Source organism: Vibrio sp. HB236076 (assembly GCF_040957575.1).
Lineage (GTDB): Bacteria > Pseudomonadota > Gammaproteobacteria > Enterobacterales > Vibrionaceae > Vibrio.
On record NZ_CP162601.1, the window covers coordinates 352,780 to 376,681 of the forward strand.

A 23,902-nucleotide genomic window follows, 5' to 3' on the forward strand; every position below is an offset into this window, starting at 1 on the left:
GAGCGAGAATATGCCAATAGGTTAGTCAGCACTTACCACTTGTTATCATTTATTCAAGGTGGCAAAAAAATCTAAATTCAGCGCAATGGGCTGACCCAACCAAGCGACTAAGTCAGTGTGGTCTTTCATGTTGTCACCAGTTACCGCATGGATCATGATGGTCAATCCTTGTCGATTCGCATCTAGCCAAGGGATGACACTCTCAAACTGTTCACCCGTTACCGTCAACTGGCAGCTCCAGCATGGGTGAGGGCCTACTAACTTGAGATGAAAATTACCCGCGTGTAAGTCAAACTGGTTTACCGCTGCATCACATAACGCTCGGGCTTGCTCTGTGCTGTCGGCATCGTAGTAAACGTGGGCGTGGTAGCGGTCATAGTGCTTAGGGTCGTTAAATTTTTCAATTGTGTTGGATATGGTCACTGGTGGTATTACCGTGTTGAATGTTTTGGTGGCATTCTATCACCATATGAACTGACTAGGGAGCCAAGGTCACTCTCCGTGTGACCATTTAGTGCGTTCTAATCACCACGAGATCAATCTAGATGTTGCTGAGCCTGTTGTTTTGGGCTTGCTAACCAGCCCGAGATACAACAAAGTAATCCCATGGCAACAAACAGGTACAAAGGTATCTGCCAAGACGCAGACCAATCGTGTAGCGACCCAATAACCACAGGGCCAATCGCGGCCAATGTGTAACCCAAAAATTGCGACATCCCCGACAGTGCAGCAGCGTGGCGTGCACTGTTTGCCCTTAGGCTGACAAAAGACAGCCCAAGTATATAACTCATACTGACGCCAAATCCGAATACAAAAGCCCACACCCCAGACCAATTGGGCAAATAAAGCCACCCTAAAATACTGACGACGCCTAAGCTTGTTGCAATCATACAAAGGCGACGATGGCTGCCTAAACGGCTGATAAAAGGAGCCAGAAGTAAAGAGGGCAAGGCGCCAGCGAGTTGCATATAGCCTTGGTACAAACCAGCAGTGGTATCGGTGTAACCGTAATCAACCAAGATAGCGGGTACCCAGGCAAGCACGCTGTAATTGAACAAGGAGTTGAGCGCTAAAAAACTGCCCACTTGCCAGGCTTCGAGCGAGCGCCATACGTTAACGGTTTGCGCATTGGTGTTTGAGCGGGTGTGATTGGGCAATAACCTTGAAAAACCGATCAGTAAGGGTAAAAGGATAAAGGCACATTGACAGAGCAATGAGAAACTCCAACTGCTCAGCCCCATCTCGGTATTTCTCGATTGAGCCCAGCTATCAATAGGCACCGCCATGCTGGCCATCACAAAGCCGCCAATACTCATCATCAGTACGTAGAGTGAGGTCAGTTGCACGACTTTATTGGCAAACTCACGTTTGAGTAAACTGGGCAGCAACACATTACCAACCGCGACTCCGATACCGATTAGGATGGCGCCGAGATACAAGGTTGATAAATTTCCCCACGAGCGTACCAACATACCGATGGCAATCAACAATGCACCCATAGTCAAGATTCGCTCTAGCGAAAAGTAACGCGTTAACCAAGACGCAACAGGTGCAAATAATGCGAAAGCTAATAAAGGCAAACTGGTGATGAGCCCGGTTTGGGAACTGTTCAAGTGCAGGGTGTCGCTGATCCGCTCAAGTAATGGAGGCACACCGGTAACCGGCCCTCGTAAGTTTAATGAAATGAGAAAAATGAAGGCCAGCAACCAAGCGGCCTTTGATTGACTTAGGCGTGCTATTCGTGAAGCACTTGAAGAAGACGTGGTCATAGCGGTCCTGTGATGATGGCATTAATAGGTGTCGGGATGAGTATATCGGATTTCCATAAAATGCCTAGGGGAAAGAGGCAGTCTCAGCACGCCCTTTAAGATCGCGGCATCATAACTCATTTGGTCGGTGCGGTTTTTGATTGTCTTCGCGAGACACCGCCGGCACGGACTGTGACGCCGGTCTTCACAATCAGGGTTTTGGTTAACCTTTACAGTAGAACGGTTATTGTTCAAAGAGAACCATTTTCATATTCTATTAAAATATCAATACTTTCCATAACTCCATCATCAATCATTTTATCTAACACACGATGGCGTTAGTGACCAAGGACAAGGGCATGAAAGGGCTATACATCGGGCTCAAAGACAAACCATGAACGCCATCTTACGTTTTTTTAATCGCTCGCTTGGGCTCACTCGGATCGCGATAGAAAGTGGTGTCGGTTTACTGATTCTCTCTTCTTTGTACGTTGTGTTTACCTATTTAGACGCTTTTGAGCGTTTGACGACTTTTCTCAACTATCATGAAAGTTACCAATAAGATGAATTGGTATTAACACTGCTATGCGCGCCAGTTTTATTGGTCTTTCTTGCCTATCGCCGTTGTATTGAACATCGAAGGTTTTATGAAAAGGAGCGGCTTTACCAACATCAATTGCAATACCAGCAGCACATGGACCCCGATACTCAATTGCCAAGAGGCGAACACCTTAAGCAGTTAATTAAAGACTACTGCAACCTATCTCTTGGGCAAGAGTTTTGGTTAGTGAATGTCGCCATTGAGGTGCAGAATTTAGATTTGTTACTCGATGAAACGTTAAAAAAACCGGCCAACAAAAAGAAAGTTTTGCAGACGATCACGGACATACTGCAAGAGGCAGCCCCCAACCACAGTATTGTCGGCCGGTTGAGTAGCGATGTGTTCGTGGTGGTTTTTTCGGCAGTCAGTGCTAAAAACGGCGAACAACAACTCTTTCAACTGCAAGAGAAAGCGTTACCTCCGCGATTTAATGATGAAGTCAGCCTGGCGTTTAATTGTGGTGCGGTGATCACCCAAGAATGCCAGCATTCGTATTCCAGTTATAACCCGCTGATCTATCAAGCCATTTGTGCCATCCACATGGTAACCTCTAAGCGAATTGGTCAGGTTAAGCTCTACGACCCTGAGCAAATAAAGCGAGACTTGTTTGAGCAGGAACGAAGGCTCGAGATTAAGCAAGGGATAGCGTTGTCTCAATTTTGTCTTTATTTTCAACCGCAAATAGAAGCAAAAACACAAGTACTGGCCGGAGTTGAAGCGCTGATACGCTGGCAGCATCCCTCAGAGGGATTATTGAGCCCTGAGGCGTTTTTACCGTTAATCCAAGAGACGTTCTTGGCCTTAGAGATAGGTGAGTGGGTGATAGAGCAGGCCTTGCTGTTATTGAGCACGTCAGATAGCGCCTGGTCGCTGAGTATTAACCTCTTTCCTTATCACCTTCAACACCCCGCTTTTTTCTCTCGGTTTATCGCTCTTATTGAACGCTATCCAAAAGCGGACCTGACACGCTTAAAAATAGAGATCACAGAGCAAGGCCAACGCGACGATCAAGCCATCAAACAAAATATTATTCAGTGCTTAACGCTGGGTGTGAGATTTTCGCTGGATGATTTTGGTACCGGGCACTCAACACTCAATCAGTTGCGTGTTTTACCGGTCAGTGAAATTAAAATAGATCGCTGCTTTATCGAGAATTTTCTGACCAACCTCAATGATTACAAAATGGTATTAAGCCTGTTTCAGTTAGCGAAAAGTTTTAATTTAAGTTTGGTTGCGGAAGGCGTCGAAACCGAAAAACAAGCCAGTTGTCTTTGCAATATGGGCTGCCATCTTTTGCAGGGTTACTTGTACGCCAAACCGATGCAATTAAGTGAGTTTTTAATCTGGGAAAAGAGTCGCTGATCGCAAAATACAGAGAAGTTATCTGACTTTCACCACGTAATCGAAATTATTGTGTACTTTATTTTTAACGGTAGAGAAGAATACTGCCTTCGCATGGTCATGACATGAAAACACGACAACTGGTCAACATCGATTCATTAGCCGCTCTGTGCGATTTATGCGGATTGCCAAAGCCTGCTCATGCGCACATTGCCCTTATCGACGTCAAACGCGTAAAGTCGACAATGGACATGAGTAAGGTTAAGTTTTCATTGCCATTTTATGTCATCGTTCTCGAAGAGGGGGTAAGTGCAGACAGTCGTATTCTCTATGGTCAAAAGACCTACGATTTTAACCACGGCACATTGGCATTTTTAGAACCCGGTCAGGTGTTTGCTTTAGAGCAAGCCACGCTCGATAACATGACTGGTTGGTGGCTTGTTTTTCATCCTGAGTATCTGTCGGGGTACCCGCTGGCGACGCAAATTACCCATTATAATTTCTTTTCATATTCGGTACATGAGGCGCTTCACCTTAGCCGCGGTGAGCTGCAATCGATCTATGCCATCTTTGAGCAGATCCTTTGTGAGTGTGAAACGATCCACGATGCGTTTACTCATAATGTGATTATCAGCCAGATTGGTTTATTGCTTCATTATTCAAACCGTTTTTATCATCGGCAGTTTGCCACTCGCCAGCCACAGGGAAATGACTACTTACTGCGTTTTGAAACGCTTCTGGATTGTTATTTTAATGAAAGCCTTGAGCACAGTGGGGTGCCAACGGTACAAGAGATCTCTCAACGGATGAACTTATCAGCGAATTATTTAAGTGATATGTTACGAGAGCTCACTGGGTTAAGTACCCAGCAGCATATTCATCAACGTTTGATTGAGCGAGCAAAAAACTTGCTCAGCACGACAGACTTATCGGTGTATGCCATCGCTTATCAGCTGGGGTTTGAGCATCCTCAGTCATTTTGTCGCTTATTTAAAAATAAAACGAACCTGACGCCGATCGGTTATCGAAAGCTTCGTCAATCACCGTCTATTTGATCCGCGAAGTGTTGCTTTTGGCCTGTGCGCCATCTCGGAGAACAGGATAAGTTGTGATCGTAGTTGCCAAACAAAGTGTGATTGCTGACGCATTTATCATTCTTTATTGCCCTCTTAAGCTTCCTGTGACGGTTTTGTCGCTAAAGTTAAATTAATACCCCGTGTCACCGTGATATGTTGCTGGAGAAGGTCAATGCAAAAGACGATGCCAACTGAAAATGAAGTCTCACGCTTAATGGCGCTGTATCAATTAGACTTGTTAGACAGTCACAGTGATCATCGTTTTCAGCGCGTTGTGGAGCTGGCCACACACATCTCGGGTTGCCCGATTGGTTTGGTGAGCTTGATCGATAAAGACCGGCAATGGTTTAAGGCCAAAGTGGGTATTGAGGTCAATCAGACGTCGAGAGACATTTCTTTTTGTGGTCATACGATTCAAACCAATCAGCCATTAATCGTTGCCGATGCGACAAGTGACGAGCGATTTTCGGATAATCCATTGGTCACCGGTGAGCCACATATTCGCTTCTACGCCGGTATTCCTTTGACCATGAACAGTGGCCACAACATAGGGACCTTGTGTGTTATTGATACCAAAGCCCAAGTATTGGACAACAGTCAGATTGCGCGATTAGTGGATTTGGCGAATATTTTAGTGGATGAAATCCAATGGTCACAAAGGGTTAACCACGATCTCGATACGGGGTTCTTAAATCAAACGTCATTTAAAAAATATGCCAAGCAGTTACTTCATAGCAGTGAAAGTAACCACTTACCCATTGTCTCTATCCATTGGCGCTGCTTTGGTTTTGAACGGCTCAGTCATTTTGAGCAAAGCCAGGTGTTATCGCTATTGGCTACCATTATTAGACAATACCTACCCGATGACCCATTAATCGGTCGTTTGTATGAGTTTGATTTGTGCTTGTTGTCTCGCATCGATCCCAGTCGGCCGATATTAGTGGAAGAGTTGATTACCCGCCCAAGCCAAGCCTTGTTACACGCTTTACCCGATTTAGCCAGTCGTATTGAAGTTTCGGCGCATTTTGAGTTTGTCGAGCAATTGGCACAACTATGGGGGGCAGAATGATTGTCTGCCTCGGTGATATTGGCACTTATTTCATTTCCTTTTACTCTTTCTGTGAGCAGGCCAAGTCGGTGTGTTTACTCTGATCTTTCTTGATGGTATCGCGTAAATAATGAAGGCAATCACGAGCTAAATAATACTGGCAACATCAATAAACAAGACCGTGATATCCGTATTACAAAATCATTACATGGTTTACATCTTGTTTATTATTTGTTCGTGATCCTGTGTCTTTTTGTCAAGTGATTTCTTAGATGAAAGCCGATTTTGTGATGTCTATAGATTCGTTAACAAAAATAAACACAGATTATCGGTGGTTATGCGTTGTAAACAGATGGTCGAAAAACGTATAATTTTGGCGCTAAATTTGTATGTGTTCTATATGAATTGTGAATAACTTTGTTATCAATAGAGTTGTTACGGTTACCTCGACTCGGCAGTAGAACTGTTTGTGAATGAGCGAGCTTTTTTACTCCATTTTGTTCATTTAAGTCAGCAAAGGTAACGGATACATACAAGGGCTTTCGACATAGGTTTTTACCCTAGCTATAAACCGGTATTTAGCCTTTTTGACAAATAGGTAGTTAACCTCTGAATGATCAGCAATGCTTGCGATGGGGGCTTTTGAGGTCGCGGATGAAGAAAAAACTGTTACAGACAGCTTCGGTGCTGTTATCCACATTACTGCTTAGCGGTTGTAATATGGTGCTGTTTGACTCGAGTGGAGTCACCGGCAAAGAAATGGGCGATACCATTCTTTTGACAATGGGTATCATGTTGATTGTGGTGATTCCAACCATCGCTTTGTCGATTTGGATTCCTTACAAGTACCACACGAACAAAAAAGATGAAACGTACGATCCAGAGTGGGAACACTCAACGAAGATCGAACTGTTCGCTTGGGGGATTCCCGTGGCGATCATCATCGTGCTCGCAACGATCACTTACTTCACCTCTTACTCTTTGGATCCGAGAAAAGAAATTGCCTCAGACAAAGAGCCCATTACGATTCAAGTTGTGGCACTAGACTGGAAGTGGATGTTTATCTACCCAGAAGAGAAGATCGCCACCATCAACGAAGTTGCTTTTCCTGTTGATCAGCCGGTTGAGTTTCTCGTGACTTCAGAATCCACAATGAATTCCTTCTTTATGCCTAAACTCGGCGGTCAGATCTACGCGATGGCAGGAATGGAAAACCGCATGAACATTATGGCTTTTGAAGAAGGCGTTTACCGCGGTATCTCAGCTAACTACAGTGGTTTTGGCTTTGCCGGTATGCGTTTTAAAGCTCACGTTACCGATGAACAAGGTTATCAAGAGTGGATTGAAACGGTTCGCGCTTCAGACAAGACGTTGACAGAGCAGGAATATGAGCGTCTGACAGAGAAAACACGCGACCACCAAGTCGAGTATTTCTCGTCGGTTAATCCACTGCAGTTCAAAAATATAATTGAGTCGTTTACTGGAGATCAAAATGGTTCAAACTGATCTAATTAAAGACCCGCATTTTCTCACGGGTAAACTCCATTGGGGCGTGATTCCGTTTCACGATCCGGTGGTTGCCCCGGTAATGCTGGTGGTCCTCCTTGGCGGATTGGGCTTATTCGGTCTTATCACTTATAAAAAGTGGTGGGGATACTTGTGGCGTGAGTGGATTACTTCGGTAGACCACAAGAAGATCGGTATTATGTACTGTATTGTCGCCCTAGTGATGCTACTGCGTGGCTTCTCTGATGCGATTTTGATGAGAACGCACCAAGCAATGGCAACGGCCGATTCCTTTGGCGGCGGTTACCTGCCGCCTGAGCACTACGACCAGATATTTACCGCGCACGGGGTCATTATGATCTTCTTCGTGGCCACACCTTTGATGGTGGGGATCATGAACGTAGTGATGCCCTTGCAAATCGGTGCTCGTGACGTTGCCTTCCCTTTCCTTAACTCATTGAGTTTTTGGCTTTTCTTCGTCGGCGCGATTTTGGTCAACATCTCATTGTTTGTCGGTGAATTTGCCGCGACGGGTTGGCTTGCTTATACACCGTTATCCGGCATAGAGTACAGCCCTGGGGTTGGGGTCGATTATTGGATTTGGTCACTGCAGATATCCGGTGTCGGTACCACGTTAACGGCTGTTAACTTCATCGCGACAATCTTGAAGATGCGTGCGCCAGGCATGACACTCATGAAAATGCCGGTATTCACCTGGACCACTTTTTGTGCCAACGTGATTGCAGTGGTTATCTTCCCGATTTTGACGGTGGCTATTGCACAGCTTACTTTGGATCGTTACTTAGACTTCAACTTCTTTACCAACGATGACGGCGGTAACCAGATGTTGTGGGTTAACCTTATCTGGGCATGGGGTCACCCTGAAGTTTACTTCTTAGTGCTACCTGCCTTTGGTATGATCTCTGAAGTGACAGCGACTTTCTCTCGTAAGCGTCTCTTTGGTTACACCTCATTGGTGTGGGCAACAATTGTTATCATGTTCTTGTCGTTCATGGTATGGCTACACCACTTCTTTACCATGGGCTCTGGTGCCAGCGTCAATGCCTTCTTTGGTATTATGACCATGATCATTGGTATACCAACCGGGGTGAAGCTCTATAACTGGATCTTTACCATGTACAAAGGTCGCGTTGAACTGACTGCCGCTATGTGGTGGGTTATCGCGATGCTTATCACCTTTACCGTTGGTGGTATGACTGGGGTTATGTTGTCGATTCCGGCTAACGACTTTGTGTTGCACAACTCAATGTTTGTCCCTGCTCACTTCCACAACGTTATTATTGGTGGCGCGGTTTACGGGTATTTTGCCGGTGTCACTTACTGGTTCCCGAAAGCGACCGGTATCATGCTTAACGAAAAATTGGGCAAATGGTCTGTCGGTTTGTGGTTCTTCGGTTACTTCTTCGCTTGGTTGCCTTTGTACTACACGGGCTTCGATGGCATGACTCGTCGTCTACAGTATGTGGACAACCTCGATTGGGCGATTCCTATGTACATTGCCCTTATCGGTGTTGCTATGATTGCTGGTGGTATTGTCACCACAGTGGCGAACTTCGCTTGGAGTATCTACAAGTTTAAGAAGAACGATCCTGCTTACATGGATAAAACCGGTGACCCGTGGGATGCACACACTCTTGAGTGGTACACCACCTCACCACCTCAGTTCTACAACTTTGGTGAAGTGCCTCATATCGATGACCGCGATCCATTACTCGACATGAAACAAAAAGGCACCGCTTATAAGAAACCGGCTCAATACGAGCGCATCCACATGCCACGTAATACTTGGGCAGGCCCAGTTCTTGGTTTACTGACGTTGCCGTTTGGTTTTGGTTTCGTTTGGCATATTTGGTGGATGGTTGTTGTATCGTTTGTTGCCATTATCGCTTTGTGGATCAAATACAACTTCGAGCGCGATAAAGATTACTACGTTGAAGTGCCTGAAGTAGAACAGATTGAAGGTGAGTTCCTGGCCAATAACCAAGGCCGTGAGTACTACTTCACAAAGTATGCGAAACACTACAAGAAATGGCGTCCAGCACAATCTGAAAAATAAACTCAGTTTTTGCACGATGTAATTACCTTACGCGCAGCCTAGTTGATGACACCATCGCTAGTGCTGCGCGAGAAAGACAGGATTTTTGAGGTTTTTTATGACATCAACAACACATCATGAGCACGATGATCACCATCACGCTCACGAGGCTGAAGTCGCCGATCGTTGTACGTTTGGCTTTTGGCTTTACATTATCAGTGACTGTTTACTGTTTAGTACTTTATTCGCGACTTACGCGGTGATGAGTCAAAACTTTGCCGGTGGTATTACGCCTAGCGAGCTTTTTGATCTCAAGTTTGTCGCTGTCGAAACCGCGTTATTACTTTTGAGTAGCTTTACCTTCGGCATGGCCATGTTGGGTGCAAACCAAAGCAATATGGCGCGTATGAAACTGTGGTTAAAAATTACCGCCGCACTAGGCCTTGGCTTTTTGGCGATGGAGCTTTACGAGTTCTGGCACTTTAGCCATGAAGGGGCGACACCGCAAACCAGTGGCTACTGGACAGCGTTTTACAGCCTAGTGGCTACCCACGGTCTGCACGTTACTGCGGGTTTGATTTGGATGGCGATTTTGTTTGTTCATTTCAACCGTGACGGTTTTAGCAATGAAAACCGCATCCGTCTATCTTGTCTAAGCTTGTTCTGGCACTTCCTAGATATCATCTGGATTTGTGTCTTCAGCTTCGTTTACTTGCGAGGAGCGATGTAATGTCTGCAGAGAAACACACCGATCACAGCGGTCAAGCCCACGGCAGTGTTAAAGAATACGTCACTGGATTGATCTTATCGATTGTCCTTACTGTGATTCCATTTGCCATGGTTATGAATGGTCAGTTTGGTGAAACGACAACGTTAGTGGTTATCATCCTAACCGCGGTTGCACAGGTTTTAGTTCAGATGATTTTCTTCTTGCACATGAATGGCTCATCAGAGCAAACCTGGTTAACGATGTCAGCGGTATACACCGTATTCATTTTGCTGTTTGTTATCGTTGGCACCTTATGGGTGTTCGAACACTTAAATCACAATATGCTAATGGGGCATTGATCCCCCTGAGGTTGTAGCATGAAAGATTATGTGATGCTCACCAAACCCGGCATCATTATGGGCAACCTCATTGCAGCGGGTAGCGGGCTTTTGCTCGCTGCCCAAGGCAATGTTGATTTTTATGTCTTTTTAATGATGTGCCTTGGCACATCCCTGGTTGTGGCCTGTGGTTGTGTATTCAACAACTACATAGACCGCGATATCGATCTCAAAATGGAGCGCACTCGTAACCGCGCTTTGCCACAAGGTCGTATTGACGCGCGTATTGCCTTGTTGATGGGGACGGTTTGCGGCGTACTCGGTTTTACGGCTTTAGCTGTCGCGACCAATTGGTTAGCGGTTGGTTTTGCCGCTCTCGGTTTACTGGTCTACGTTGGTTTCTACAGTCTGAAATACAAACGCAGCTCAGTACACGGCACTTTAATTGGCAGCTTATCTGGAGCTTGCCCACCAGTGATTGGTTACGTCAGTGTCAGCAATGAGTTTGACTTAGGTGCTGTGATTTTATTGCTGACGTTTTGTTTTTGGCAAATCCCGCATTCTTATGCCATTGCCATTTGCCGATTTGATGACTACAAAGCGGCGAACATTCCAGTGATGCCAGTGCAACGCGGCATTAAAGCCGCACGTACCCACATGATGGTATACATCATCGCTTTTGCTGTGGCGGCCTTAATGCTGGCAGAACGCGGTTACGCGGGTAACCTTTACGCTCTCGTCATCAGTGTTATGAGTCTTTACTGGTTGTACATTACCAAAGTGGGTTACCACACCCAGAGTCAAAAAGTATGGGGACGAAAGATGTTTGTCTTCTCCGTGGTATTAATCACGGTGTTCAGTGTTTTAATTTCAATTGATTATGTGACGCCAGCGACGATGCAGCCTATGAGCGTCACTATGTTGTCGCAGTAGTTGGGGAGGTGGTTGTGAACCAACGTTTAATGACGCGTTTGTTTGTTTTTGGTTTACTTGGTTTAGCGGCCGGTATTGTGGTGTTGTACGCGACCTTTTCCACTGTCCCACTCGGTGAAAAACACCGCCCGATTGATGAATTGGGTGGTCCATTTACCCTACAGACGAAGCAAGGCCCATTTTCTCTTTCCGATATAGAAGGCAAAGTCGGGGTCTTGTATTTTGGTTTCCTTAACTGTACGGAAGCTTGCCCTGCTTCTATTGCGGTATTTCGTTCAGCGTTAGCTCAACTGTCCGATGAAGAAAAGCAAGACGTACAGTTTGTTTTTATCAGTGTTGATCCAGCCCGTGATTCATTGGACGATCTTGATGCGTTCAGCGGTTATTATGGCGGTGACATGGTTGCGGTTACTGGCAGTGAGCAAGAGATCGATAACCTAACTCGAGACTATGGTGTGTTCTTTGATTTGGTCGATTTAGAAGGCTCAGCTCTGGAATACACAGTGGATCACTCATCTCGTTTCTACATGGTGGATCAAACCGGTGATTTACTCACTACTATGAGTCACAGTACGACGCCAACCGAGCTCGCTGCTCGAATCCAGCAAATTATTAAGGGCGAATATACGCCTCCAATTTAAGCACGTATTGCAATGATGGCATAACTTCCTCCTAGCGTTTTTGCTCGTCGGTTCATCGACAGTCTAACAAAAAGTAGCAAAGACGCTTTCCATAAGGTGAAATAATGGCAAAGAAACAATCTGCAATTCTTGGTTTAACTTTGATTGCACAATTGGCAACAACGCCAATGGTCTTCGCACAGACTAAAATGGCAGAGGTGCTTGATGAGTTAGAAGTACAACAGTGTCAGAGTCAATTAATGACCATCGCCGATGAGGTTATCGGTCAAAAAAGTCACCGTTTACACGTCGATCAGCCAAAAGGTAACGCCGATAAGTATCCGTTAACTGTCGTCGGGATCATTTCTTATCACGACCGTGATGCACACATTCAGTTTAATGCCACTCCTTTGGCAAACAACCAATGTGAAGTGTCCTATATTGAGGCATTCGCGCTACCTGAGAGTTGTTTAGAGGTTCGTGAGCAAGTGTTTAAAAAGTGGAAATACGTTGGCAAGCTCAGCGATGATAGCTTTTTTCTACGCCACAAAGAGCGCTTAACCAAAAATGCGACACTAAGCAGTATCAATCACGGCACGGGTTGTTTAGTAACTCGTCGCCATAGTGGAATTGAATAGGAATATATCGATGAAAACCTTGTATAAAGGGTTAGCTGGTTTGTCACTGGTTAGCATGATGGCTGCGACTGCCGCCAACGCAGCGCACTTAGAGATTGAAAACGCCATTGCACAAGCGAACGTACCTGGCTCAGACAATACCGTTGCCTACATGACGCTCAATAACCGTTCTGAACACGATGTTCGCATCATTGGCGTGAGCAGTGAGATTGCCAAAAAAACCGAATTACATTCTCATTCGATGAGTAACGATCGCATGGTGATGCGTCAAGTCGAGTACATTGATATTGATGCCGGTGACAAAGTTTACTTGGCACCGAACGGTTATCACGTGATGTTTATTTCCCTGCATCAATGGATCAAACCCGGTGAGCAAACGCAAATTACCTTTGAGTATGACGATGGGACAGAGCAAGAGGTCGCACTTGAAGTGGTTGATGCTCGCACTCACAATGCCAAAAAACACCACCATCACTAATCATTAGCGCGACGTGTAATACCGACAATGAGAGTAAGGGGATGAGCCGTTTTTCTGTCATTGTCGCTGCTATTACTGCGTATAGCTAACCAACATCAGAGAGGGGTTCTATGCTTAACGTCTCAACTTGGCCTCGCCGAGGTTTCCTACTGATCAGCCTGTTATTGAGTGCATGTTTTAGCTCAATAGCTAAAGCGGAAGATTCAGTTTCCATTAGCGGGGTTTCTTTCCCCAATCTGGCCGGGGAGTCTGTGGCGCTAACGGATTTTAAAGGACAAGTGGTGTTGCTTAACTTCTGGGCGACCTGGTGTCCACCTTGTGTGCGTGAAATGCCGTCGATGCAACACCTGAGAGCGCAGTTGTCGAGTCAAGGCTTTGAAGTGGTTGCCATTGCCGTCAGTGAAAATGCCGAGATGGTGAATGCGTTTTTACCCAAACTCGATACCAAGCTGACTTTTCCCATCTTAACCGATGAAAAAGGCACGGCGTTCACATCGTTAAAACTTCGCGGTTTACCCATGAGTTATGTTATTGACCGAGAAGGAGTCATTCGTCATACCTTGGTGGGTGAAAAAGATTGGCAGGCACCTGAAAACATCGCCTTAATTAAAGAGTTGTTATAAGAGCAAGGAGTATTAATTTTTCGTTACAGCCAGAATTAGCTTTTCCTTGCTCTTCCTAATAATACTTGATTAAGCGGTTGCTATTTGAGGTTGCTTTCTTGCTTGACGAACTCCCAAAGCAAGCGTTAAACCAAATGTGACAACAAAGGAGATTAACATTCCTACAATATAGATGTTAATTTGCGATGGAGTGATGGAAATAATACCGGGTATACCTGCCGCTCCTAATGCTAAAGCCTTTACGTGGAATAGAGAAATAAAGGCACTAGCACATGCTGATCCAATAATTGCTGCAAGGAAAGGATAGCGCAGTTTTAAATTGACACCAAACATCGCAGGTTCAGTTATCCCCAATAGAGCAGTAATACCTGATGGTATTGCAATTCCTTTTAGTTTTGTATCTTTGGTTATGATGCCAACGGCTAATGCCGCAGAGCCCTGTGCTACATTAGACATAGCCGCTATTGGGAAAATAAAACTACCTGCAGTAACTGCAATGTCAGCGAGTAATTGGGTTTCAATAGCAATAAAACTATGATGCATACCTGTAATAACAAAAGGTGCGTAAAGTAACCCAAAGACACCCCCACCAATGAAACCTGCAGATTCGTAAAGCCAGTTTAGGCCGTCACCCAACAAAAAGCCAAGATCTCGAGTAAACGGACCGACGATAGTAAAGGTGATAAATCCTGTTAATAAAATTGAAAACATGGGGGTGAGCAAGTTATCTAATACAGAAGGGATAATCTTGCGTAAATTGATTTCAATTTTCGCTAGGATAAACGCAGAAACGAGAACAGGTAATACTGAGCCTTGGTAGCCCACTTTCTGAATTTCCAGTCCCAAAATGTTCCACGTTGGGATTTCTCCTGCAATAGCTGCTCCGCCGAAGCCCCAGCCGTTAAGCAAGTCGGGGTGGACCATTAGCATCCCTAATGCAGCCCCTAGAAAAGGGTTACCGCCAAATTTTTTCGTAGCTGAAAAGGCTAAGAGTATAGGTAAATAGACAAAAGGAGCATTGGCAAACGTATTGATCATACTGGCTAAATCAGCTAGACCAGGATGCGTTTCGATTAAAGATTGCGTGTCGTGAAAGAGGCCAGGAGCAGTTAATAAATTAAATAAGCCCATCAAGAGACCACCAGCCACAATGGCTGGAATTATAGGTACAAAAATATCTGAAAGCCCTTTTACTAATTGCTGAGCAGGGTTCTGTTTTTGTGCTCCTGCAGTAGCCACATCTTTTGTCGACATTTCTACCAAGCCTGTTTCTTTGGCCATTTCAGCGTAAACTTGATTCACGATTCCAGAGCCAAAAATAATTTGGTACTGGCCTGCCACTTTAAATTGACCTTTAACTCCATCTAGGTCTTCAATTCCTTTCTCATTAATTAAAGACTCATCTTTGATCGCTAATCGCAGTCGAGTAGCACAGTGTGCAAGTGCTTTTATGTTTTCTTTTCCGCCTAGTAGGGTTATAAGGGATTTAGCGGTTTTCGGATAGTTCATGACATACCCCGTTCATCATTGTTATTGAAGTTTTAGTTTTGGGAACGTTTGCATTGGCATTGTTGAGAATATTTATTATCAGGTCAAAGAACGAAAATAACTTTTGTGAGTATGATCGCTAAAATTTCTGGTTGTTTAAAAATACAAGAGTAGAATCACAGCTTAATTTTTTTTAAAGGCACTGATAAAGTAACGAACATCACCCAGATCGGGTACGTAAAACTAATAGGGAAAGGAATGGCGAGTTTACACGATGTGGCAAAACTAGCGGGAGTGTCAAAATCGACCGTATCCCGAGTGATTAATCATGAAAATGGAGTGAAAGATTCGACGAAAAAAAGAGTAGAGGCGGCGATTTCAGAAGTTGGTTACATGGTTAATCAGGTAGCAAAAGATTTGAAACAACAGCGAACTAACTTAATCGGTGTGATTGTTCCTCGCGTTTCTTCTCACGCAACTTCACAGGGAATTGATGGAATTTCTGCTACGATAGAACAAGCGGGAAAGCATGTTTTATTAGCGAATACACACCAAAGTCATCAAAAAGAAATCGAATACATACAAATTTTTAATCAAAAGCGTGTTGAGGGGATCATTTTATACGCGACCCACTTAGATAAATTTTTGGTTGAAGCTATCCAAAAGTCTCATGCTCCAGTCGTGGTGGTTGGTCAAGACGGTTCTTATTCGGATATACCTTCCGTGATCCATGATGATATGAGAGTTGGCTATGAAGCTGGTCGTCGCTTGATCCAATCCGGTTGTTCACAGGTTGCCTTTATCGGAGTTCAATCCGATGATGTTGCAGTGGATGGTATGCGTAGCTTAGGATTAAAACGAGCGTTAGACGAATATGGTCTTACTTTGCTATGTCATGTTCACAGTGACTTCTCTATCGATTCGGGACAGCAAGGTATGGAAGAAATATTAAACAAATCTAATGAAGTGGATGGTGTTTTTTGTGCAACAGATCGTTTGGCCGTTGGAGCGATTAAAGCATTGGTACAAGCTAATATTCGCGTTGGTGAGCAAGTGAAGGTCTTAGGAGTGGGCAATGATGAATTATCGAAAGTGTGTGTTCCAGCCCTATCTACTTTTAACTATGAGTTTGAAAAAGCAGGTAATTATGCTGCAAAAATGTTGTTAGAACGTATCAATGGCCAAGGAAATGAAATGAGTAAGCTGGTTTTGAGTTATCAAGCAGTAATAAGAGAAACTTGTTTGTCGTAGCAATGTTCGTCAATAGAAATTGTGTAATTAATCACAACTTAGCTGTCATTTAATGAGTGTATCTACCAAAGATCTTGCAGTTATGGCTGTCTTTTTATATTTTGAGAACGTTCCCATTCAAGGTTTTAATTATGAACAACAACGATCAATTTATAAATAAGCTAGGTGGCTACACCAATATCCAACGGGTATTAAAAACTGAACAACACCTGATTTTCTCTTTGTATCACGTTCCTATTGAGTTACAGGATAGGGTTAAAAATTATCTTGGTGAGCATTGGTGTCATATACCGAGAACAGAGATTGATCTCAGTAAACAACAATTGAATGATCTAGGCGATAAGATTTCAGAAAACTTTCATTATCGAGTAGAGGATGTTTGTGAACCCGTTCACTCTAAATATCGTCCACTTTGGCATATCTCGCCTCCTCAGGGGTTGATTAATGACCCGAATGGTTTTGTTTATTTTAATGAGCAATACCACTTGTTTTATCAGTGGAATCCATTTTATTGCGATCATAGTGTAAAAGCATGGGCTCACCTAACAAGTTATGACCTTATCAACTGGTATTGGCATCCATTGGCACTTGCGCCTTCACATTATTATGACAGCCATGGAGTCTATTCTGGTCATGCAATCGTTCATGATGAGAAATTGTGGTTGTTTTACACTGGTAATACCCGTATTGGAGAGTTACGTCATAGACAAACAACACAATGTGTCGCGGTCAGTGATGATGGGATTCATTTTAACAAATTAGGTCCAGTAGTCGATGACTTACCTCCGGGGGCCACGGCGAATTGCCGAGACCCTAAAATTGTAAAAACCAATCACGGATGGGAAATGTATTTAGGTATACAAACCGATACACAGCCTTTGCAGGCAAGGTTAGGGCGTTATGTTTCAAAGGATCTGTTGAGTTGGAAATTTGATACATTTATTGGCCAAGAGCTAGGAAATTTTGGTTATATGTGGGAATGCCCAGATTGGTTTATACAGCAAGGTCAAACCCGTTGTATTATTGGTCCTCAAGGAATAGACGGTGCGTATCCTGAAATAACCTCTCCACATCACAATCGCATTTTTACCGTTACTGGCTCAAAGGAACAACCGACGTTATCACAAGAACAAACGTTAGATCATGGATTTGATTTTTATGCTCCGCAAACGCTGGCACTCCCCGATGGGCGTCGAGTTATGATTGCTTGGATGGGAGTTCCTGATGAAATAGATCAAGCCTCTGCTGAAGATGGTTGGATGCATCAGTTAACTTGCGTGAGAGAGTTGGAGTGGCAGGGTGAGCATTTATATCAACACCCACTAAAGTCTTTAGAGAATCTTCGTCAGACATTAAATCAACTCGTCTTGGATGAACGACCAACTCCACTTGATTCTCTCCAATTTGAATTGCAAGTCGAGCTTCAAATCGGCCAAACCATAGAGTTACGCTACGGGCAATATAAAGTGGAGTTTATGTATCAAGAAGAGACTAAGGAACTGGTTTTTGATCGTTCTAAGACTATCATGGGTGAAGCCGACACCATTCGCCGTTTAGCGTTGAATGGGCAGCCTATACATTTACGAATTTTTTCTGATACATCCTCGTTAGAGGTCTTTATCAATCATGGGCAATTTGTTATGAGTGGACGTATTTTTGTGAATGAGAGTCATGTTTGTCTCTGTACGTTAGGAGGAACTTGTAAAGCCCAGTACTGGCCCTTACTGGCTGCTCATTCTCCATTTAATGTAAGTGCCCCATGAACTCACGGGGCGACATTGCTAGTGTTTGAACTTCCATGGCAGTAGTGCATCGATATCTGGCTTTGTTTTTGCTAGTTCTTTCATGTACTTAACTAAGTACTCGTAGAGGATAAGACCGTTAGCTTTCGCTGTGTCGACAATACTATAAAGCATTGTGATCGATTCAGCGCCGTTGGGATTGATCGAGAAAAGCCAATTCTTCCTGCTAGTGACCAGCGGTTTGATTGCACGTTCAGTACGGTTATAGTCGATAGATAAATGACCATCGTCGATATAGCGAATGAGCTTAGACCATGGCCCTAGCGTGTATTTTATCGCTTTCCCTAATGCGCTCGATTCAACAACTTTCTGAGTCGTCATCCATTCGTAAAGCTCATCCAGTATTGGCTTGGCGTGTGTTTGGCACTCTGCTTGCTGCGTTTCGAAAGATGCACCTTTTAAGCGGGATTTTATTCCGTATAGTTTTTGGATTTGTGCTAATACCAATCTAACTAAATAGCTGGTCACCCTAGTTGGTTAAAAATCTCAATAACATCGTTAAGAAAATAACTTGTAGAAAAACTACTAATTGTCTTTTCTTGCCTTGTTCTCAAGCTTTTTCTCTGCGCTATTATTGACCACATACTTAATCAGATTGGTATGACGTATTGTCTGTTTTGCCTGACTTACCTTTACCCTGAAGCTTCTTCGCATCCATGAACTTACGCCGAGCCCATTACGCTCGCAGAATAGACGTTACGATAGCTTGCTGGATTCATATTGTTCGAATAGCGTTTGCCATTCTTAGTTGGTGCGTCGTTTTACTATGACAAATCTTCTTGTGGTTGAAGATTTGATCTTATTATTTGAGGCGGATGATTAGAACGCGGGATTCATGATGCGCTTACTCTTTTTCTCTATGATTACAACGAAAAAGCCACACTCAAGGTGTGGCAAAAAAGCAGTAAACTTAAAATAATGATGTTTAGGCATTACAGCTGTCTGTGACAATTTTAAAACCACGTTTCCATCTGTAATGCAAACAGAACCTTACTCCCTTCGCCCATCGCCGAACTGCTGTTAGAAATGGTGTAATTTTCTAATTCATCACTCCAATCAACGTAGCTGACGGCAAAGCGGATCTCTGGGCGATCAAAGAAACCACCTTGAGTATCGAGTTTGAAGGTAGGAGCAATAGTAGCTTTGTAGAAATTGCCACTGGCTGATTCAGTACTGTTATCTAGATTCATGTATTGATAACTCGCTTCGTAGACCATAGCAAAGTTATCGTTTAGTAAATTTTGTGCTCTTAGGTTCGCAGAAAGCCATGTATATTGATCCCCTTGCTTCAGGCGGTCTTGACTGTATTCTGCCATTAAGGCGGGAGCAAAATGCCACGTATATGAGTGTTCATAAACCCCGAAAGTGAACGCTCTTATAGCTTGAGCGTCTTGCGTTAAATTACCGTTAGAACCAATCCCTTTTAATTCAGCACCTAATCCAGAACCTAGAGTAAAGCCTGTTTTGGAAAAACCTTTATCAGTACCGTAAAAGTGATCGCTGTGATAAGCAAATAGTGCATGAACCCCATTGTCCGCCAATGAAGATCCGCTAGTATCACGCTCTTGGTTATCGGCTGCAGTCATGGCTGAAAGCATGACTTGCCATGGTCCAATATAGTTATTGGAGGACATAATATAATTCTCAATATCTGAACCTGAGCTATTAATTGTACCGAAGTCACGTCCGTAGATTGATAAGTTAGTTGTCCAATTCTCATCAACTTTAATATCGTAAATACCGGCCCCGGTACCTGATAAAAAAACAATATCTGAGTCAAAGAAGTGAATATCAAAATTGTTTCGATCAAAGCGTTTACCTGCCCATAACGCAGCGTCTTCAAAAGCACCATCAAAGCTACTTAAATGACTAAACTCGACAAAAGCCTGACGAACATTGAGGTTTGAGTTATCGCCAGTCCAATCGTTATTTGATTCTTGACCATCCGCCAACATGATTTTGTACATGGCTTGAGAACCGTTATCGGCAGTACGAGTATGAATCAAGTTTGCTTCAACATAGGTATCATCTTCAACACCAAGTCGACCGATAGGCGCTCCTAGTACGCCAGCGGCCGTCATGTAAGGCCCCGTACCGACAGCACCATTTCTATTGTCGTTAATTAATAACCCCGAACGGGCATAACCAGTGAAATCAAGTTCATTTTTTGAAATAGACGTCACCGAGGTTTGGGCCAGTTTTTGTTCTAATACGGAGATGCGTTGTTCTAAACTTGCCTCTAAATTTTTCTCTTGGTTATCAGCGTAGACGTTTTGTGAAAGTACTGATACTACAGAAAAAGCAAGAACACAAAGTTTCATAAGTATTACTCCAAGCGTGTCTGTTAGTGGGTTTGGTTTGCAAACGTTCCCCCTAGTAGACATTCGAAATAATTTTGGAAATTACTATTATAAATTCGTATTAAATGAATGTGATTGTTGCGTTGTCGAGACTATAAAAACATCAAAATGGTATCGTTCCCATTATTGTTGTCTGAAAGCGTAATAATGATCACATTTATTGCCTAAATGTGATTAAAAGTTGTGATCAATCATTAAATATGATGAGTACATAAACGGCCCCCTGAGAAAGTTAAACAATAGAATGCCAAAAAGTTGTAAGGCTCTGACTCCAAGGGCGAAGTCAGAGTTTGTCGGCAGATTAGAACTTGAAAAAAAGCCGTTTTTTTATTTAGTAATCAAATGAGATTAAAAGGTGAGAAAATGAATTTAATCATTTAATTGTAGGAGGTTTTCTTTTAGTTGTTGTGCTGTTGGTAACGCAGTCATTGCCCCTTTTTTTGTCGTTGCGAGTGCGCCACAGATATTTCCCCACTGGACAGCTTGTCTGATAATAGAAGTTGTTTGCCAATTATTTGATTGGCTAAGCCTTGCCAACACACCACCGACAAAGGCATCTCCCGCACCCGTTGTATCAATCGGGGTGACCTTGATAGAGGGCTGTTGCCAACGTGTTTTGTTGGTAATAACTAATGTTCCTTGTTCAGCTTGAGTTATTAAAATCAAAGGTATGTTGATCGGCTCTAAGATTGATAAGGCATCGTCTAAAGTTTGCGTACTGGTTAAGTAAAGCAGTTCCTCCTTAGACAGTTTGACCACATCGGCGAGAGCTATTGCCTGCATTACAGTTGGTATTAGATCTTGCGTATCGCTCCAAACTTCAGGTCGCAAATTGGGGTCAAAGCTGACATAACCGTGAACTTGTTTGATTTTTTCCATAGCTAAAAGAGTCGCACTGCGGCTAGGTTCGTGTGCTAGTGCGATTGAACAACCATGTAGCCATTGATTTGTAGAAAACTCTGGGATTTCTTGTGAGCAAAGAAATTGATCGGCACTGGGTTTGACCATAAAAGTAAAGCTGCGCTCTCCATGGTCATCGAGGTCGACAATAACAGTAGAGGTACGGTGATATTCAGATGTGTAAAGATACTCGGTATTGACGTTTTCTTCTTTTAGGGTCTTTTTCATTAATCTTCCTATGGGATCGTTCCCGATTTTACCCAAAAAAATAGCCTTACCACAGAGTCTAGCAATAGCTACAGCAACGTTTGCTGGTGCACCACCGGGGCATTTTAAGTAATGTTTTTCTCCGTCAGCAATTAGATCTACAACTGCATCTCCAGTAAGCCATACTTTATTCATTGACATCTTCATCTCTTATTTGTCTTTGGTTGAGAAAAGTCTAAGAAAAATATGAGTATAGAGAAATTAATTTTTTTTCTGTGATATAAATTTGTGATCTTGCCCACTCAAGGTGCAACTCGTAATGACATAAAGTCTAATTTAGAGTGCCACTAAAACAGGGAGAGTTACAGGTAAGTTGTATCACTTCAGGGTTGGGGCGACGAGCTCTGTGGTAAAGGCAGGGCGGTTTTATAACTGACCTGCTTCAAGGCAAAGCTAGACCGAATGCTGGCCACACCTGGGATCTTAGTTAAACGGGTACGGATCAATCGCTCTAAAGCGCGAATATCAGGTACTAATACTCGCAGTAGATAATCTTCTTCTCCGGTCATTAAATAACACTCCATCACCTCAGCGCACTCACTGACTTCACTTTCAAAAATGGCCAACGCGGCTTCATCTTGTTGTTTAAGACGAATATGAATAAAGACATTGACGTGCAAGCCTAACTTGTCGGCATCAACTAAAGACACTTTGCCATTTAAAATGCCTGCTTCTTCCAGGCGTTTAACACGGTTAAAGCAAGGCGTCGGTGATAAATTGACCTTTTCTGCCAGTTGGGCATTGGTGATATCGGCGTTTTCTTGTAAGTGATTTAAAATGGAAATATCTTTTCTGTCTAATTTGACCATATAAATTTTCCTAATCATCCTTGATTTAAAGAAAATATATATGCTTTTGATGTGGTTTTCTATCGAAGTTCAGAAACTTTTTCTTGTTGGAATTGGTTAATCTATAACCATTCCAAGGAAAGGAGAGAGCGGTGATGAGTAATAAAGCCATTTATCAACAACGAACCCTGCTTGGCCAGGCTATTGGTATTAGGCCTGAACTAAAAGCGCTGATTATTTTGATGGTTGGGGTTGTCATCTGGGGCGGAAACTGGCCGGTGATGAAAGCCGGTCTGGCTCATATTACTCCGTTCTGGTTTTCGATGATGCGATTTGCTCTAGGTGGTGCCACTTTATTTGCTTTTCAGTGGGTAACGAAAACCCTTTATCGCCCTAAAAAGCAAGATATACCTCTTATCTTGAGTATTGGCCTGATTCAAATGATGACTTTTACCGTTTTCGGCTCAGTTGCAATGACTCAAGTCGAAGCAGGGCGTTCTGCTATTCTCGCTTACACCACCAGTTTATGGGTCCTCCCTTTGTCGGTGATTCTATTTCGTGAGCGTTTATCAAAACCGCAAATACAAGGGGTTCTCTTTGGCCTTGTTGGGGTTGTGATTATGTTTAATCCAATGACATTTGCCTGGCAGGATAAAAGCCAACTCTTGGCTAATGGATTGTTATTGGTGGCGGCATTGTGCTGGAGCTTATGTATATTGCACTTGCGTCACTCTCGATCAAAAGCGAGTGCTTACCAATTGGCACCATGGCAAATGCTCACGGCCACGGTACCGCTCATCTTTATTTCTTACTGGATTGAAGGGCCTTTTACTGGTGATGGCAGTATGAGCTTTTGGATGATTTGTTTATACCTAGGCCCCTTGGCAACGGCATTTTGCTTTTGTGCCGTTAATGGAGCCAGTCGTTTATTGTCTGGGGCTTTTATCTCGACGGCGATGTTAGGTGTCCCAGTGACGGGGCTTGTCTTTTCAACGTTATTTTTAAATGAACCTTTAACGTCGACGTTGGTGATTGGCACCTTGTGTATTTGTGCCGGTATTTTTATGGTTATCAAAGCGGCCAGCCAGACCAAAAGCTCAGCAAGCTGAGGGAGGATATCGAGTTTTAACTCGTTAGATTGCCCTGTAATGGGATGGGCTGAGCCTCACTGACCACTCTGCCATTTGAACTCAATCTGAAGTGATAAGATCTTTCATTATGATGAAAAAAATGATCGTTAAGTGGTGAATTTTCCAGTTTTTTATCATTTAACTTTGCAAATATAGATTAAATTAGAAAGCACCTTTCATTTATTTATCGGTATTCTTTTC

The 23,902-nt window shown here is 43.5% G+C and carries 22 protein-coding genes and 1 pseudogene; 16 read left to right on the forward strand and 7 right to left on the reverse strand.

All coding sequences use genetic code 11. The features are described from left to right. Positions 1-45: 45 nt before the first annotated feature. Together AB0763_RS01700 and AB0763_RS01705 are read right to left on the reverse strand one after the other, a co-directional pair. Positions 46-423 (reverse strand): DOPA 4,5-dioxygenase family protein, encoded by a 378-nt coding sequence (locus tag AB0763_RS01700; protein WP_306102146.1) that lies wholly within the window; start codon positions 421-423, stop codon positions 46-48. A 113-nt stretch (positions 424-536) separates the two neighbouring features. Next, entirely contained in the window at positions 537-1,769 is a 1,233-nt protein-coding gene (locus AB0763_RS01705; protein WP_306102145.1) for an MFS transporter, read from the reverse strand. A 373-nt stretch (positions 1,770-2,142) separates the two neighbouring features. Here AB0763_RS01705 and AB0763_RS01710 point away from each other — a divergent pair, with 373 nt between their 5' ends. From AB0763_RS01710 to AB0763_RS01770, 13 genes are all read left to right on the forward strand, one after another. Next, positions 2,143-2,310, forward strand: a complete 168-nt coding sequence (locus AB0763_RS01710) for a hypothetical protein (protein WP_306102144.1) — start codon at positions 2,143-2,145, stop codon at positions 2,308-2,310. Positions 2,311-2,316: 6 nt separating this feature from the next. Beyond that, the gene (locus tag AB0763_RS01715; RefSeq protein ID WP_306102143.1) at positions 2,317-3,711 is read left to right on the forward strand and encodes an EAL domain-containing protein; all 1,395 of its coding nucleotides are present in this window, start codon (positions 2,317-2,319) and stop codon (positions 3,709-3,711) included. 104 nt (positions 3,712-3,815) lie between these two features. Beyond that, on the forward strand, positions 3,816-4,745 hold the full coding sequence (locus tag AB0763_RS01720; protein WP_306102142.1) for an AraC family transcriptional regulator: 930 nt from the start codon (positions 3,816-3,818) through the stop codon (positions 4,743-4,745). 193 nt (positions 4,746-4,938) lie between these two features. Beyond that, a complete protein-coding gene (locus tag AB0763_RS01725; RefSeq protein WP_306102141.1) occupies positions 4,939-5,835 on the forward strand; it encodes a GAF domain-containing protein in 897 nt (298 codons plus the stop codon). 633 nt (positions 5,836-6,468) lie between these two features. Continuing rightward, entirely contained in the window at positions 6,469-7,320 is an 852-nt protein-coding gene (gene cyoA, locus AB0763_RS01730) for a ubiquinol oxidase subunit II (protein WP_306102140.1), read from the forward strand. Between the two features lie 82 nt (positions 7,321-7,402). Further along, the gene (locus tag AB0763_RS01735; protein WP_306102232.1) at positions 7,403-9,397 is read left to right on the forward strand and encodes a cbb3-type cytochrome c oxidase subunit I; all 1,995 of its coding nucleotides are present in this window, start codon (positions 7,403-7,405) and stop codon (positions 9,395-9,397) included. Between the two features lie 97 nt (positions 9,398-9,494). Next, positions 9,495-10,106, forward strand: a complete 612-nt coding sequence (gene cyoC / locus AB0763_RS01740; RefSeq protein WP_306102139.1) for a cytochrome o ubiquinol oxidase subunit III — start codon at positions 9,495-9,497, stop codon at positions 10,104-10,106. Continuing rightward, positions 10,106-10,444 (forward strand): cytochrome o ubiquinol oxidase subunit IV, encoded by a 339-nt coding sequence (gene cyoD / locus AB0763_RS01745; RefSeq protein WP_306102138.1) that lies wholly within the window; start codon positions 10,106-10,108, stop codon positions 10,442-10,444. The genes cyoC and cyoD overlap by 1 nt, the downstream gene beginning before the upstream one ends. Positions 10,445-10,462: 18 nt before the next feature. Further along, positions 10,463-11,356: a heme o synthase gene (gene cyoE / locus AB0763_RS01750; RefSeq protein WP_306102137.1), complete on the forward strand. Its 894-nt coding sequence runs from the start codon at positions 10,463-10,465 to the stop codon at positions 11,354-11,356. Between the two features lie 14 nt (positions 11,357-11,370). Next, on the forward strand, positions 11,371-11,997 hold the full coding sequence (locus tag AB0763_RS01755; RefSeq protein WP_306102136.1) for an SCO family protein: 627 nt from the start codon (positions 11,371-11,373) through the stop codon (positions 11,995-11,997). A gap of 104 nt (positions 11,998-12,101) precedes the next feature. Continuing rightward, on the forward strand, positions 12,102-12,614 hold the full coding sequence (locus tag AB0763_RS01760) for a hypothetical protein (RefSeq protein ID WP_306102135.1): 513 nt from the start codon (positions 12,102-12,104) through the stop codon (positions 12,612-12,614). 10 nt (positions 12,615-12,624) lie between these two features. Continuing rightward, positions 12,625-13,092 carry a copper chaperone PCu(A)C gene (locus AB0763_RS01765; protein WP_306102134.1) on the forward strand — a complete coding sequence of 156 codons (468 nt, stop codon included), beginning with the start codon at positions 12,625-12,627 and terminating at the stop codon, positions 13,090-13,092. Positions 13,093-13,202: 110 nt separating this feature from the next. Continuing rightward, positions 13,203-13,715: a TlpA disulfide reductase family protein gene (locus tag AB0763_RS01770; RefSeq protein WP_306102133.1), complete on the forward strand. Its 513-nt coding sequence runs from the start codon at positions 13,203-13,205 to the stop codon at positions 13,713-13,715. Between the two features lie 69 nt (positions 13,716-13,784). Here the strand turns inward: AB0763_RS01770 and AB0763_RS01775 are convergent, their stop codons facing one another. Further along, positions 13,785-15,224 (reverse strand): sucrose-specific PTS transporter subunit IIBC, encoded by a 1,440-nt coding sequence (locus AB0763_RS01775; RefSeq protein WP_306102132.1) that lies wholly within the window; start codon positions 15,222-15,224, stop codon positions 13,785-13,787. A gap of 237 nt (positions 15,225-15,461) precedes the next feature. Here AB0763_RS01775 and AB0763_RS01780 point away from each other — a divergent pair, with 237 nt between their 5' ends. Further along, positions 15,462-16,454 (forward strand): LacI family DNA-binding transcriptional regulator, encoded by a 993-nt coding sequence (locus AB0763_RS01780; RefSeq protein WP_306102131.1) that lies wholly within the window; start codon positions 15,462-15,464, stop codon positions 16,452-16,454. A 131-nt stretch (positions 16,455-16,585) separates the two neighbouring features. Beyond that, positions 16,586-18,217: a glycoside hydrolase family 32 protein gene (locus AB0763_RS01785; RefSeq protein WP_306102130.1), complete on the forward strand. Its 1,632-nt coding sequence runs from the start codon at positions 16,586-16,588 to the stop codon at positions 18,215-18,217. Positions 18,218-18,235: 18 nt separating this feature from the next. Here the strand turns inward: AB0763_RS01785 and AB0763_RS01790 are convergent. From AB0763_RS01790 to AB0763_RS01805, 4 genes and pseudogenes are all read right to left on the reverse strand, one after another. After that, a pseudogene (locus tag AB0763_RS01790) lies at positions 18,236-18,697 on the reverse strand (transposase); the annotation flags it as partial. Positions 18,698-19,209: 512 nt separating this feature from the next. Continuing rightward, positions 19,210-20,577 (reverse strand): carbohydrate porin, encoded by a 1,368-nt coding sequence (locus tag AB0763_RS01795; RefSeq protein WP_306102129.1) that lies wholly within the window; start codon positions 20,575-20,577, stop codon positions 19,210-19,212. Positions 20,578-20,985: 408 nt separating this feature from the next. Then, positions 20,986-21,918, reverse strand: coding sequence for an aminoimidazole riboside kinase (locus AB0763_RS01800; protein WP_306102231.1), 933 nt, complete (start codon positions 21,916-21,918; stop codon positions 20,986-20,988). A gap of 188 nt (positions 21,919-22,106) precedes the next feature. Next, positions 22,107-22,592, reverse strand: a complete 486-nt coding sequence (locus AB0763_RS01805; protein WP_306102128.1) for an Lrp/AsnC family transcriptional regulator — start codon at positions 22,590-22,592, stop codon at positions 22,107-22,109. A 134-nt stretch (positions 22,593-22,726) separates the two neighbouring features. Between AB0763_RS01805 and AB0763_RS01810 the strand changes: the two genes are divergently transcribed. Next, positions 22,727-23,680 carry a DMT family transporter gene (locus AB0763_RS01810; RefSeq protein ID WP_306102127.1) on the forward strand — a complete coding sequence of 318 codons (954 nt, stop codon included), beginning with the start codon at positions 22,727-22,729 and terminating at the stop codon, positions 23,678-23,680. Positions 23,681-23,902 lie beyond the last annotated feature (222 nt).

What these genes read in the sequence shown, in the direction of transcription:
- AB0763_RS01705 (WP_306102145.1), bottom strand. Translation starts at nt 1,769, where the DNA reads ATGACCACGTCTTCTTCAAGTGCTTCACGAATAGCACGCCTAAGTCAA.
- AB0763_RS01710 (WP_306102144.1), top strand. Translation starts at nt 2,143, where the DNA reads ATGAACGCCATCTTACGTTTTTTTAATCGCTCGCTTGGGCTCACTCGG.
- AB0763_RS01720 (WP_306102142.1), top strand. Translation starts at nt 3,816, where the DNA reads ATGAAAACACGACAACTGGTCAACATCGATTCATTAGCCGCTCTGTGC.
- AB0763_RS01725 (WP_306102141.1), top strand. Translation starts at nt 4,939, where the DNA reads ATGCAAAAGACGATGCCAACTGAAAATGAAGTCTCACGCTTAATGGCG.
- cyoA (WP_306102140.1), top strand. Translation starts at nt 6,469, where the DNA reads ATGAAGAAAAAACTGTTACAGACAGCTTCGGTGCTGTTATCCACATTA.
- AB0763_RS01735 (WP_306102232.1), top strand. Translation starts at nt 7,403, where the DNA reads ATGCTGGTGGTCCTCCTTGGCGGATTGGGCTTATTCGGTCTTATCACT.
- cyoC (WP_306102139.1), top strand. Translation starts at nt 9,495, where the DNA reads ATGACATCAACAACACATCATGAGCACGATGATCACCATCACGCTCAC.
- cyoD (WP_306102138.1), top strand. Translation starts at nt 10,106, where the DNA reads ATGTCTGCAGAGAAACACACCGATCACAGCGGTCAAGCCCACGGCAGT.
- cyoE (WP_306102137.1), top strand. Translation starts at nt 10,463, where the DNA reads ATGAAAGATTATGTGATGCTCACCAAACCCGGCATCATTATGGGCAAC.
- AB0763_RS01760 (WP_306102135.1), top strand. Translation starts at nt 12,102, where the DNA reads ATGGCAAAGAAACAATCTGCAATTCTTGGTTTAACTTTGATTGCACAA.
- AB0763_RS01765 (WP_306102134.1), top strand. Translation starts at nt 12,625, where the DNA reads ATGAAAACCTTGTATAAAGGGTTAGCTGGTTTGTCACTGGTTAGCATG.
- AB0763_RS01770 (WP_306102133.1), top strand. Translation starts at nt 13,203, where the DNA reads ATGCTTAACGTCTCAACTTGGCCTCGCCGAGGTTTCCTACTGATCAGC.
- AB0763_RS01775 (WP_306102132.1), bottom strand. Translation starts at nt 15,224, where the DNA reads ATGAACTATCCGAAAACCGCTAAATCCCTTATAACCCTACTAGGCGGA.
- AB0763_RS01780 (WP_306102131.1), top strand. Translation starts at nt 15,462, where the DNA reads ATGGCGAGTTTACACGATGTGGCAAAACTAGCGGGAGTGTCAAAATCG.
- AB0763_RS01785 (WP_306102130.1), top strand. Translation starts at nt 16,586, where the DNA reads ATGAACAACAACGATCAATTTATAAATAAGCTAGGTGGCTACACCAAT.
- AB0763_RS01795 (WP_306102129.1), bottom strand. Translation starts at nt 20,577, where the DNA reads ATGAAACTTTGTGTTCTTGCTTTTTCTGTAGTATCAGTACTTTCACAA.
- AB0763_RS01800 (WP_306102231.1), bottom strand. Translation starts at nt 21,918, where the DNA reads ATGAATAAAGTATGGCTTACTGGAGATGCAGTTGTAGATCTAATTGCT.
- AB0763_RS01805 (WP_306102128.1), bottom strand. Translation starts at nt 22,592, where the DNA reads ATGGTCAAATTAGACAGAAAAGATATTTCCATTTTAAATCACTTACAA.
- AB0763_RS01810 (WP_306102127.1), top strand. Translation starts at nt 22,727, where the DNA reads ATGAGTAATAAAGCCATTTATCAACAACGAACCCTGCTTGGCCAGGCT.